A 12440-nucleotide genomic window follows, 5' to 3' on the forward strand; every position below is an offset into this window, starting at 1 on the left:
TTAGCTAAAATAGCGCGTTAATTGGTTGAATAATTTAGATTTAGGAGCCGTAATGCAATTTCGTTATTTAGCGTCGTTAGTATCCAGTCTTATGTTAACAGTGTCAGTTGAAGCGCTTGCGGAAGCTCCTGCGCAGAAAACTGCAGAGCAGACGGTTAATACCGTATGTGCAGCCTGCCATGGTGCAGACGGCAACAGTGCAATTACTCTCAACCCAAAGTTAGCTTCACAGCACCCGGAATATATTGAAAAGCAGTTGACCGAGTTCAAGTCCGGCAAACGTGCTAATGCGGTGATGTCCGGTATGGCTGCTGGTTTGAGTGAGCAGGAAATTAAAGACCTTGCGGCTTATTTTGCCGCTAAAAAACTGAACCTGGGCCAGGCGACTAAAAATGGCGCCGGTTCACTGGGCGAGAAAATCTATCGCGGCGGCGTGGCGGCAACCAGTGTGCCGGCCTGTGCTTCATGCCATGGCCCTAGCGGTGCCGGTCTCCCTAAACAGTTTCCGCGCTTGGGCGGTCAGCATGCTGACTACACGCTTGCGCAAATGAAAGCTTTCCGCAGTGCTGAACGTGCGAATGCGCCAATGATGATGGCCATTGCGGCAAAAATGACAGATGCTGAAATGGCTGCCGTAGCGGATTATATTCAGGGCCTGCGTTAATATCATCTGCTGGACATAAGGGTAGCCTGCGCTACCCTTATTTTTTGATATTGCAAAGACCTGTGCCGGGTTTGCATATCAGGCTGGGTTAAATATTAAGTTTTTTCATTGCCAAGTAGCAACTATATCTATTTTGTTGCAGTCTTAAATTTCACAACAAACGTTCAATACGTTAACGTTCATCTCATTTGAGTGCTGTATTTTGAATCCAAAACTATCATTTACTAAAAACTTTTTTGACCTGTTAAGCTCGATGCGTTTTGCAGTGAGCCTTTTGAGTGTTTTAGGCATTGCTTCCGTCATCGGTACGGTGCTGAAGCAAAATGAACAGTACGAAAATTACATCATCAAGTTTGGCCAGTTCTGGTTCGGGCTGTTTGAAAAATTAGGGTTATATGATGTTTATCATAGTGGCTGGTTTCTGCTGATCCTGCTGTTCCTGGTGGTATCCACCAGCTTGTGTATTTACCGCAACACACCATTGATGCTTAAAGAATGGCGCACATTCAAAGAGCATGCCACTGAGAAGTCGCTCAACGCTTTCAGCCATCAGGAGACTTACAGCACCCATGCCGCACCTGATGAACTGAAGCAGAAGCTGACGCAGTTTCTGGTGGCCAAAGGCTTCCAGTTCAAATTCAGAACACAGGAAGACGGCAGTGAGCTTATAGCCGCCAAGGCAGGTACGCATCAGCGCTGGGGCTATATTTTTACCCACGTTGCGATGGTCGTGATCCTGTTTGGCGGCCTGCTGGATGGTAACCTGCCATTCAAGATACAGGAAATGCTGGGCTACAAACGTATTGAGACATTGGATATTCCTGAATCGCAAGTGCCTCCCGAGAGCAGACTCAGTATTTTCAACCCTTCGTTCCGTGCCAATATGACACTACCGGAAGGCGTGAGCGACAATGTTGCCTTTGTGCGCATACGTGATGGTTACCTGGTGCAGGAGCTGCCATTCAGGGTGGCGCTGAAAGATTTCAGGATCGAGCATTATGCAACAGGCCAGCCAAAGTCATTCGAGAGTGATCTGGTGATTATTGATCCTGACCTGAAAGAGCCGCTCACTAAAACGATCAGCGTGAATCATCCACTGATCTACAAAGGTATCGCGATTTATCAGTCTGATTTCCAGGATGGCGGTACCAAGCTAAATTTCAAGGTATGGAATCTATTTACTCCCGAAACCGGGGCGCAGTCACTGGATGGCGCGATCTTCCAGAGCGGCGTTCTGGGTGCGGGCGACGATGCCCTTAAAGTTGAATTCAATGATTTCCGCAAATTCAACATCATCAATCTGTCGCCTGATGGAAAGGGCAAGCCGCATAATGTAGGGCCAAACATCACTTACAAGTTGCGTGATAACCGCGGGCAGGCGAAAGAGTATGTGAACTATATGCAACCGATGCAGATTGATGGCAAACATTATTTTCTGTCGGGCATGCGCGAAACGGTGCAGGACGAGTTCCGCTACTTAAGGATCCCGGTAGATAGTGATCTGAGCCTGGATGGGTTCATGAATTTCAGGGCAACATTGCTGGATGCTGCAAAGTACCCGGAAATCGCACAAAGAATCGCAGTCAATTCGCTGGATGTGAAAAAAGACCCTGCGGTAAGAAAACAGTTCCAGGACAGTATCGTGCAGCTGCTTTCGATTTTTGCAAAAAGCGGTTATAGCGGTGTAGCGCAGGTCATAGAAAAAAGCGTGCCGGAGAAAGAGCGTGAAGCGGTCGCCAGGACTTACATCAAGATGATCAGCGTTGCCGCGTTTGAAGCGTATAACATGAGCCTGGAAGCAAACAACAAGCCGTTACTGGCAAGCAATGCCGACACGGAGGGCTTGCTGCGCGATAGCTTGAACGCATTCAGCGACATGTTCTTTTTTGGCACGCCGTATTATCTGCAGCTGGAGCAGTTTGAACATAAGGAGGCCAGCGGCTTGCAGTTGACGAAATCACCTGGCCAGAAGTGGGTGTACCTGGGTTCTGTGTTGCTGGTGCTGGGGATCTTTGCCATGATGTATATCCGTGAAAGGCGGATCTGGCTGTCAATCAGGCCAGGCAGGCAGCAAGTGCATTTTGCCATGGCGTCAAACCGCAAGAACCTGGATTTTGAGAAAGAGTTTAATTTGTACCGCGAACAGCTGAGAAGCTTGATCAGCTAGAAAGTGTTAAGGAATATATATGAATAACTCATTGGAATATCAACAAAAAACCTTGCTGCAAAGCCTCGGGTGGCAGGATTGGCTATATGCGATTATTGTGTTCGCAGGCTCTATTTTCGCCTACACCAAGTACGCGCAGTATATGGATATTTATGAAACCGTATTTCTGTTCGGTGCCGCGGCATTAGCCAGCTATCTGGGCTGGCAGTGGAAGGGGCTGGGCAAGCTGGTGCTGGCAGTCGGTGTCATCAGCCTGTTCTCAATCAGCCTGTATCAGGGAGACCAGGCCCGGGCCACGCAGGCGTTCCTGCTTAAGTTCCTGATCTCAAGCCAGTCTGCCATCATGTGGATGAACGTGCTGTTCGTATTGGCGATGGTCGTTTACTGGTTTGCTTTATACAAGCGCAGCGACTTTTCCGGAAAGTTTGCCTCGGCACTGACTTGGGGGGCCGTGTTATTCGGCTTTGTCGGCTTGATGGTGCGCTGGTATGAGTCATATCTGATTGCGCCTGATGTCGGCCATATCCCGATCAGCAATCTGTACGAGGTTTTCATTCTGTTCTGCCTGATTACAGCTTTGCTCTACCTGCATTACGAGCAGAAGCTGAATACCCGCCAGCTGGGCGGGTTCGTGCTGCTGGTGATTAACGCTGCCGTAGGTTTTATCCTTTGGTATACCTTTGACCGCCAGGCACATAATATCCAGCCGCTGGTGCCTGCATTGCAGAGCTACTGGATGAAAATACACGTGCCGGCCAATTTCGTGGGATATGGCGCGTTCTCACTGGCGGCAATGGTTGCTGCGGCTTATCTGCTGGCCAGCAAGGGTGTGCTGACGTCGCGCCTGCCTGGTCTGGATATGCTCGATGACCTGATGTATAAATCCATTGCAGTGGGTTTTGCATTCTTTACCATTGCGACCATTCTGGGTGCAATGTGGGCTGCGGAAGCCTGGGGCGGTTACTGGAGCTGGGATCCGAAAGAAACCTGGGCGCTGATCGTCTGGCTTAACTATGCAGCCTGGCTGCACTTGCGCATGGTTAAAGGCTTGCGCGGGCCATTGCTGGCATGGTGGGCGCTGATTGGCCTGCTGGTTACGACGTTCGCCTTCCTCGGCGTGAACATGTTCCTGAGCGGCCTGCATTCTTACGGTACGCTTTAAAAAATAAAGCCGGTATAAAACTGCTATATGACACATCAAGGGCGATAAATTTCGCCCTTGATTCTTTATAGAGGCGAGAACCTGTTATCGATCAGGCATGATCCCGTTGTGTTGCGGTATTCATATGTGAATCGATGAGGTTTGCTTTGCAGCATCGCTATGATTGAATAAAGATAGCTGAATCAAAGAATGAATCGGTGCATTCTTAAAAGTCATTCAGTCACCATCTCTAACCTGAAGCGGACTTCTCCGGCTTCATTGTCCGTCAAGCTCAATTCATAACCCGCTAGCTTTGCCTGTTGTGCGGCATGGTACAAGCCGACACCCAGGCCGTTTCTGGAACTGATATTGGATATGAACAGTTTGTTTGCAATTTCCGGCGGAATTGCAGAGCCCGTGTCGGTAACCTCCAGGCAGAAGTGCCTGGATGGCATCAGGCTGATCGTGATGTTGATGTGCTGCTCGCGTTTTGCCTTTATCAGTGCGTTCTGCAATAAATTATCCACAACGCTGTCCAGCACATCTGTGTCAATGTCGGTTTTAGGGAAGCTGGCCGGTGCCTCGAACACAAGCTGGTGATGCGCGTTGATCTGCTTGAAGTTTTCCCACCATACATGCACTTTTTCCTGATTTCTTTTTTCAACGCTGGGCAGTTCAAGTTTGGTCAGAGTATTGGCCAGGCGGTGGCTTAGCCTTGGCAGCTGAGTTTTGATGAGTTCGATGAGCTTCGCGTCATTGTCTGTGTCCTGATTCTGCTCAACGGCTGCCGACAGGGTGCCGAGTGACTGCAGGATGTTTTTGATGTCATGCGTCAGGCGCGAGCCTGTTTCATAGAGCGTTTGCATGTAGGTGTTTTTGCTGATGGTTTCTTCGCGGCATTTACCATCGTAAAATTCTTCTATGATCTGGGTCAGTAACTGAACATGCAGATACATGGCAGGAGTAAATTGCCAGCGTGAATATAGCGTGATCTGAATGTGCTGGAAATTGTAAGTGGAAACATGGGCGCTGGCATCGCCAGCCTGCTGTTTCTGGGCACCATTCTGCCAGATGACGCCACTCACCCAGTTCAGTGCAGCCAGCTCATGCATGGCCGCCGTCAGGAACCCGTCGGATGAGGTTTCCCGTACTGCATGGGCAGCAATGTTCTTTATCCAAAGCTCGAATGGCAACCCTATGCTCAGCAGGTAGCGTGACATCAGCAGCTCAAGGCCGGAGAATGTTTTGCTCGGGTTCCACAGCCAGCTGAGTGCAATCAGGGTTGCCGCCAGCCCGAAAACAACAAACACAAGCAGCTTCAGGTAATGGGTCTCCCAGATAACGCCAATAGTGAAACTGCCTAATATCACGATGATCGTTAATAGGAAAATAAGCAACGTGTAAAAGAAGTCAATGTTGCGGGTCTGTGCGGTAGGCTTGTTCCTGGATGATAGGAACAGGATCGCGAGCGGCAGCACAGGCAGGAAATAATCCAGGAGCAATGCGGCGGCGGTCAGGTCGGCGTCTGCATCAATCAGTTTTGGTATGACCCACATCAGCAGAATTGTAAGCAAGTAGCTTGCGGCCAGAATCTTGGATAAACGACCGTGTTCCGATTCGCTGGATAGAGCGCGGCCGCTGATCAGAGAAAACAGCCCCGCAATCCAGAATGCAGTAAACCATAGGTTCTTGAACAGCACGGCGGCGCTGCCGGCGATGACGAGAATCGCCAGTGCCTGCTTCCAGCTAAGGCTGCTGTTTTTCTGCAGAATTGGCTGCCAAAGCAGGAAAAAACCATAATGGCATAAAAGCAGGGCGCTGAAAAAAACATCGTTATTGCCCCACACCAGAAGTGCATGCAGCGATAGAATCGTCAGCGCCATCAGACGGTCTGCATCATCCAGTGCTGATCGGTAAAATTTGTACAATAGCTGCATAAAATATTCACTCATGGATAAAAGGTACACGGCAAATACCATTAAATTCAGTATTAGCACAAGTAACCTGTTCGAACGGCTCTGTTACTATTCGAACATGCAAGTTTATTTTTTTAACAATAAATTATGCAATGTTTAATTATTTCTTATAGAATGCTTGCATAATCTTGGCAATTGCAATGATATAAGTTGGTATATGAATTGCTAGACAATAATAACACGATGCAAGCTCAGTGCCTGATGACGAGCCTGCTCTATTAGTTACTCAGTTCGGGGATTTTAATGAAAAAAACACAGACGGGCTTCACGTTAATTGAATTGGCAATCGTGCTGGTGATTATTGGTTTGCTGCTGGGTGGCGTGTTAAAAGGGCAGGAACTGATTAATAGTGCAAAAGCCAAGAACATTGCTAGTGATTTTAAAAATACTCAGATTTTGATCTATGGCTATCAAGATAAGTTTAAAGCGATTCCTGGCGATGATGCTAACGTTGCTAGGCACGTTACTGGTGGAGTGGCAGCCACGACACCTGCGGGTACCCTTAATAACGCCCAAATTAATGGTGCATGGGATTCTGTTACGAACACAGATGAGTCTTTTTTGTTTTGGCAACATGTACGCTTAGCTGGACTTTCTACAGGGCCTACAAACTTGGCAGACCCCGCATATTTACCCAGAAACGCTGATAGTGGGCGTATGGGGGTTCAGAGTATTGCTGGGTTTAATACAATTAATAACATGACAGGTTCATACGTAGTATGTTCAGAAAATATCGCAGGTAGATTAGTTAGGCAAATTGATATTAATTTAGATGATGGTGATACAGCGGGTGGCTCTCTTCAAGCTATTGTAGCGGGGAATCCTGCTCCTGTAATAACTGCAAACATTGTCGATGGAACTCCTTATACGGTTTGTATGAGTTTTTAGTTTGATTCTTTATAAGCCCACCTAGGTGGGCTTTTTTACCATATCTTCCCGTAACGCCAGCATTTAAAAGCTTGCATAGCCGCTAAATTGTTTTAGAATAGCAGCTTAATAAAAAGCAAGAAATTTAATCACTTAACAAGCTATCCATGACATCTAATATCGTAGAAATAGATAACCTTTCCTTTGGTTACAAAGGTCGTTTGCTGCATAAGAATATCAATATGGTATTTCCGCGCGGCAAAGTTGTGGCAATCATGGGCGGCAGCGGCAGCGGTAAAACCACGTTGCTGCGTTTGATCGGCGGCCAGATCAAGCCTACGCGCGGTCAGGTGCGCGTGGATGGTGCAGTGGTGCATGAGCAAAGCCGTGAAGGTATTTATAAATTGCGCCGCAAAATGGGCATGCTGTTCCAGCATGGTGCCTTGTTTACTGATTTAAGTGTGTTCGATAACGTGGCTTTCCCCATGCGCGAACTGACGGATCTGCCCGAATCCATGATCCGGGACCTGGTGTTGATGAAGTTGAACGCGGTGGGTTTGCGCGGTGCACATCAGCTGAAACCAACTGAGCTTTCAGGCGGCATGGCCAGGCGCGTGGCGCTGGCACGGGCCGTGGCGCTCGATCCTAACATTATTATGTATGATGAACCCTTTGCCGGGCTGGATCCGATTTCAATGGGGGTGATCTGTGACCTGATCCGTAGCCTGAATGATGCATTGGGCGCTACTTCCATTATCGTGTCGCATGATGTTAAGGAAACTTTCCTGATCGCAGATTATGTGTATTTTGTCGCTAACGGTGAAGTGGCGGCTGAAGGTACTCCGCATGACCTGATGCAATCTACGTTGCCATTTGTGCATCAGTTTGTGCATGGTGAAAAAGATGGTCCGGTGCCATTTCATTATCCGGCAGAGAATTACCGGTCTGAGTTGCTGAAGCAGCCTGCCTTATAAGAATCTAAATTTAATTACAAACGCAAATATGAAATCAATTTTGTTTAATGGCCCGTCAAAGCTGCTGCGCGGTATTGGCCGGCGCATGATAGAGCGTATATGGCGTCTGGGTGCCGGTGCGAGGCTGTTTTTCCTTACCATTATTTATTCCGGCGAAAGTTTCAGGCGTTTCCACCTGACGCTGCGTGAAGTCTATTTCACCGGCGTGATGTCATTGCTGATCATCATCGTGTCGGCTTTTTTTGTCGGTATGGTATTGGGTCTGCAAGGATATAACACCTTGCAGAAATATGGCTCGTCGGAAGCGATTGGCGTGCTGGTTGCGCTTTCCCTGGTGCGTGAGCTTGGGCCTGTGGTAACGGCGCTGTTATTTGCAGGCCGTGCCGGCACTGCCATTACAGCAGAAATCGGGCTGATGAAAACGACCGAGCAGTTATCGGCGATGGAGATGATGGCGGTGAACCCGATTGCGCGCGTTGTGGCTCCCCGCTTTTGGGCTGGCGTGATTTCCATGCCTATTCTGGCAGCACTTTTTTCAATGGTCGGCGTGTTGGGCGGCTACCTGGTGGCTGTGCCTTTAATCGGCGTGGATCAAGGTGCTTTCTGGTCGCAGATGCAGGCAAGTGTGGATGTCAGGGAAGATATTATTAATGGCGTAATCAAAAGTGTAGTATTTGGTGTGGCATGCACCATGATTGCCTTGTTTGAGGGTTTTGATGCGCCGCCAACGGCAGAGGGCGTCAGCCATGCGACTACCCGGACTGTGGTGATTTCGTCATTGACCGTGCTGGCGTTGGATTTTGTTTTAACGTCTTTCATGATTACCGTTTAAACCATATTGTTAAGCAGTGCATAAGAGACAGAATGAGGGGATGTTAAGTGGATAGAACTACAATAGATTTATGGGTTGGCATTTTTGTGGCGTTAGGTGTCGCGGCTTTGCTGGGGCTTGCCATGAAGGTCGGTAACCTTACATCAAACAAGATCGGTGATACCTATAGTGTTTCGGCTGCTTTCGAGAACATTGGCGGTTTGAAGCCAAATGCACCCGTGAAAAGCGCTGGTGTCGTAGTGGGTCGGGTTGCCGATATCAGCTTTGACGCCAAGTCATATGAGGCTGTAGTCACTATCCGCATAGATGAGCGTTACGCGTTTCCAAAAGATACGTTTGCCAATATCTATACTGCTGGCTTGCTTGGAGAGCAGTATATCGGCCTTGAGGCTGGCGGCGAAGAGGATGTTTTGAAAAATGGTGATAAAATCACGCAGACACAGGATGCCGTGGTGCTGGAAAAAATGATCAGCCAGTTCCTGTATAACAAGGCATCGGAAACAGATTCGAAAGCTGATGCAGGTGGCGCCAAGTCAGATGCGAAAGCTTCCGGCGAGAAGTCAGGCGGGGCCAAGTCAACTGAATTAGGTGATGCGCCGTTTTAATATGAATGCCAGTATACGCGGCTTGCAATTCTGCCAATGGCTGTTTACCTAATTCAATATTAAGTAATTAAGAGGGTATCAATGAAAACGTTTTTAGGATTATTAACTGGTTTTATTTTGTCAGCAGGCTTGATGGCCGGTTCTGGCGCAGCTGTAGCCGAGGTTTCTGCGGATGATCTTGTTAAACAAACCGCTGAAGATGTGCTGGCTACCATTAAAAACGATAAGGAAATCCAGGCCGGTAACCAGCAGAAGATATTTGCCCTTGCTGAAGAGAAAATTCTGCCTAACTTTGATTTTGACCGTGTATGCCGCATGGTATTAGGTAAAAACTGGAAGTCGGCAAGCCCTGAGCAGCAGGCTGCTTTCCAGAAAGAATTCCGAAGCCTGTTGCTGCGCACTTACGCGACTGCCCTCGGTAAATATAAGAACCAGGTGATTGAGTACAAACCTATGCGTGCCGAACCAGGCGCGAAAAATGTCAGCGTTAAAACCCAGATCTTGCAGCCTGGCGGCCAACCGATTACAGTCGATTACAGCCTGGTGAAGGTAGATAGCGGCTGGAAGGTTTATGACATTGTGATTGAAAGTGTCAGCCTTGTTACCAACTACCGCAGCCAGTTCAGCAATGAAATCCGCACCAATGGCCTGGATAGCCTGAACAAAAAACTTGCAGAGAAGAATAAAGCGGCAGGGGTATGACGAGTATCAGATTGCAGGATAATCAGTGGTATGTATCCGGTGACATCCTTGTCGATAACGCCAATGCTGTGCTGAATGAAAGTAATGCATTGGAAATCACGGATAATCTGCAGATAGATATGTCGGCTGTGAATGATGTGGATACTGCTGCCCTTAGCATACTGATTCAGTGGCAAAAGCGCGCTTTGGCTGCGAATAAATCTGTGATGTTCAATAAACTGCCTAAGAACTTGATCAGCCTGGCAGCGTTGTACGGCGTGACAGATTTTATACCGTTCAGTGCTGAGTAACAGATTAAGTTAGATAGACCGTTTTATTTTTAATCAGGCCAATATTTATTGGCCTATTGTTTTTTTAGAATCTTTACTTTTTAAGTATCCAGGTTAAGTACCCAGGTGTTTTTTTGCCGGTCACCGGATCTAAAGCAAGTGTATCAAGTCTACCGATCATCCTATTTTTCAATACGTAAGTGAAAGTAAAATTTTGAGTCTGCCCGCAATTAAAATCAGTGGAGTCCATAAGCATTTTGGCGCATTGCATGCGCTGAGAGGGATAGACCTGACAATCGAGCAGGGCGAGTTCTTTGCTTTGCTCGGGCCGAATGGCGCCGGAAAGTCAACCCTGATCAATATCCTGGCTGGTCTGATTTCGCCAAGCGCCGGTAATATTTCTGTCATGGGTTTCGATGTGCAGAACCAGTATCAGCAGGCACGCCAGTTGCTGGGGGTGGTGCCGCAGGAGCTTGTATTTGACCCTTTCTTTAATGTGCGTGAGATGCTGCGGTTCCAGGCCGGTTATTTTGGCCGCGGCCGTGAAAATGATGCCTGGGTGGATGAAATCCTGGAAGGCCTGGGTCTGACCGATAAAGCCAATACCAATATGCGCAGGCTTTCTGGCGGCATGAAACGCAGGGCGCTCATTGCGCAGGCGCTTGCGCATAAACCGCCGGTAGTGGTTCTGGATGAGCCTACTGCCGGGGTCGATGTTGAGTTGAGGCAGATGCTGTGGGAGTTCATTAAGAAATTGAATCGCGAAGGCCACACGATTATCCTGACGACGCACTATCTGGAAGAGGCGGAAACCTTGTGCAATCGGGTCGCGATGATGAAGCAAGGTCAGGTGGTGGCTCTGGATAGTACAGCCAATTTACTGAATAAGTTTTCAGGAAAGCATCTGCGCCTGACCCTGGGGAATGTATCCCTGCCGGCAGGTGTTGAGCAGCTGGTGCGTCATGTCGAAAACGGCGTTTATACGTTTGCGCTCGATGACATGGCGCAGATCGAACTGGTGTTGTCTGCCTTGCGTACTTCTGACATTAGAGTGCTGGATATGCAGTTAAACGAAGCTGACCTGGAAGATGTATTTTTATCGCTGGTCGGTAATCCGGCGCAGAATGCAGCAAGGAGTGCATCTTGATTCATCATACGGAAACATGTTCGGGCTCGAAACTGCCTGTTGGTCTCAGGGGCCCCTGGACGCTGTTGAAAAAAGAATTGTTACGGTTCTGGCGGGTAGCGTTTCAGACAGTGGCTGCGCCGGTCATAACCGCGCTGTTATACCTGCTGATTTTTTCGCACGTGCTGGAAAGCCATGTGCAGGTATACGACGGAGTCCCCTATACGGCATTCCTGATCCCGGGGCTGATCATGATGTCTGTATTGCAGAATGCTTTTGCAAACAGTTCCTCCAGCCTGATTCAGTCAAAAGTGATGGGCAATATCGTATTCGTATTGTTAACACCGCTTACGCATATACAGTTTTTTCTGGCATTCCTGATTGCTGCGATCATTCGCGGTCTGGTTGTAGGTCTTTGCATTTATCTGGTGGCCATGTGGTTTGTTGACCTGAGCGTGGCGAATTTCTGGTGGATCGCTGCATTTGCGCTGTTGGGGAGTGCCTTGCTTGGTACTTTCGGCATCATCGCCGGCATCTGGGCGGACCGCTTCGATCAGATGGCCGCTTTCCAGAATTTCATTATCATGCCGCTTACCTTTTTATCCGGCGTGTTTTACTCTATTCACTCGCTGCCGCCGTTCTGGCAGAAGGTGTCGCAGCTGAACCCGTTTTTTTACATGATTGATGGTTTCAGGTATGGTTTCTTCGGTAAAGGCGATGTTTCGCCAGTCTTCAGTTTATTGGTCGTGGGCGGGGCATTCTTAGTGTTGGCACTGATCACCCTAAAAATGCTAAAATCCGGTTATAAACTAAGATCTTAAGTTTAATTTGGAATTTAAAAGGTAATCGTCAGTGTTAAGCGCCCAGCAATTAGAAACATATATTACGCAGAATCTGGTTTGTGACCACATCAAGGTATTGGGTGATGATGGTACGCATTTTGAAGCAGTCATCGTCAGTCCGGAGTTTGTGGGTAAATCGATGGTGCAACAGCATCAGCGCGTATATGCTGCGCTAGGCGATAGGATGAGGGCGGAAATACATGCGTTATCAATGCGTACGCTGACGCCCGAGGCATGGCAGAAGCTGAATAATAAAAACTAATTACGGCGTTTAT

General features: G+C 48.2%; 13 protein-coding genes. 12 read left to right on the plus strand and 1 reads right to left on the minus strand.

All coding sequences use genetic code 11. The features are described from left to right. Positions 1-52: 52 nt before the first annotated feature. The 3 genes from GQ51_RS09800 to ccsB all read left to right on the plus strand — a co-directional run bounded on the left by GQ51_RS09800 (position 53) and on the right by ccsB (position 3993). The gene (locus tag GQ51_RS09800; RefSeq protein ID WP_047552400.1) at positions 53-664 is read left to right on the plus strand and encodes a c-type cytochrome; all 612 of its coding nucleotides are present in this window, start codon (positions 53-55) and stop codon (positions 662-664) included. A 253-nt stretch (positions 665-917) separates the two neighbouring features. Beyond that, positions 918-2831, plus strand: coding sequence for a cytochrome c biogenesis protein ResB (locus GQ51_RS09805; protein WP_047554107.1), 1914 nt, complete (start codon positions 918-920; stop codon positions 2829-2831). Positions 2832-2850: 19 nt separating this feature from the next. Beyond that, entirely contained in the window at positions 2851-3993 is a 1143-nt protein-coding gene (gene ccsB / locus GQ51_RS09810) for a c-type cytochrome biogenesis protein CcsB (protein WP_047552402.1), read from the plus strand. Positions 3994-4205: 212 nt separating this feature from the next. On the opposite strand, the gene GQ51_RS09815 is transcribed toward ccsB, so the two are convergent. Next, entirely contained in the window at positions 4206-5909 is a 1704-nt protein-coding gene (locus tag GQ51_RS09815; RefSeq protein ID WP_047554108.1) for a sensor histidine kinase, read from the minus strand. Positions 5910-6191: 282 nt separating this feature from the next. Between GQ51_RS09815 and GQ51_RS09820 the strand changes: the two genes are divergently transcribed. From GQ51_RS09820 to GQ51_RS09860, 9 genes are all read left to right on the plus strand, one after another. Beyond that, positions 6192-6836 carry a prepilin-type N-terminal cleavage/methylation domain-containing protein gene (locus GQ51_RS09820; protein WP_047552406.1) on the plus strand — a complete coding sequence of 215 codons (645 nt, stop codon included), beginning with the start codon at positions 6192-6194 and terminating at the stop codon, positions 6834-6836. Positions 6837-6982: 146 nt separating this feature from the next. Next, entirely contained in the window at positions 6983-7789 is an 807-nt protein-coding gene (locus GQ51_RS09825) for an ABC transporter ATP-binding protein (protein ID WP_047552408.1), read from the plus strand. Positions 7790-7817: 28 nt separating this feature from the next. After that, the gene (gene mlaE, locus GQ51_RS09830) at positions 7818-8621 is read left to right on the plus strand and encodes a lipid asymmetry maintenance ABC transporter permease subunit MlaE (RefSeq protein WP_047552410.1); all 804 of its coding nucleotides are present in this window, start codon (positions 7818-7820) and stop codon (positions 8619-8621) included. Positions 8622-8668: 47 nt separating this feature from the next. Beyond that, positions 8669-9226, plus strand: coding sequence for an outer membrane lipid asymmetry maintenance protein MlaD (gene mlaD, locus GQ51_RS09835; protein WP_047552412.1), 558 nt, complete (start codon positions 8669-8671; stop codon positions 9224-9226). Positions 9227-9307: 81 nt separating this feature from the next. Further along, the gene (locus GQ51_RS09840; RefSeq protein WP_442922102.1) at positions 9308-9928 is read left to right on the plus strand and encodes an MlaC/ttg2D family ABC transporter substrate-binding protein; all 621 of its coding nucleotides are present in this window, start codon (positions 9308-9310) and stop codon (positions 9926-9928) included. Continuing rightward, positions 9925-10218, plus strand: a complete 294-nt coding sequence (locus GQ51_RS09845; protein ID WP_047552414.1) for an STAS domain-containing protein — start codon at positions 9925-9927, stop codon at positions 10216-10218. Before GQ51_RS09840 ends, GQ51_RS09845 begins: the two co-directional genes overlap by 4 nt. 193 nt (positions 10219-10411) lie before the next feature. Continuing rightward, positions 10412-11344 (plus strand): ABC transporter ATP-binding protein, encoded by a 933-nt coding sequence (locus GQ51_RS09850; protein ID WP_047552416.1) that lies wholly within the window; start codon positions 10412-10414, stop codon positions 11342-11344. Next, the gene (locus GQ51_RS09855) at positions 11344-12144 is read left to right on the plus strand and encodes an ABC transporter permease (RefSeq protein ID WP_052177882.1); all 801 of its coding nucleotides are present in this window, start codon (positions 11344-11346) and stop codon (positions 12142-12144) included. The genes GQ51_RS09850 and GQ51_RS09855 overlap by 1 nt, the downstream gene beginning before the upstream one ends. A gap of 31 nt (positions 12145-12175) precedes the next feature. Then, entirely contained in the window at positions 12176-12427 is a 252-nt protein-coding gene (locus GQ51_RS09860) for a BolA family protein (protein ID WP_047552418.1), read from the plus strand. The last annotated feature ends 13 nt before the right edge of the window (positions 12428-12440 follow it).

The sequence above is a fragment of the Methylotenera sp. G11 genome, from assembly GCF_000799735.1.
In the GTDB taxonomy this organism is placed as follows: Bacteria; Pseudomonadota; Gammaproteobacteria; order Burkholderiales; family Methylophilaceae; genus Methylotenera.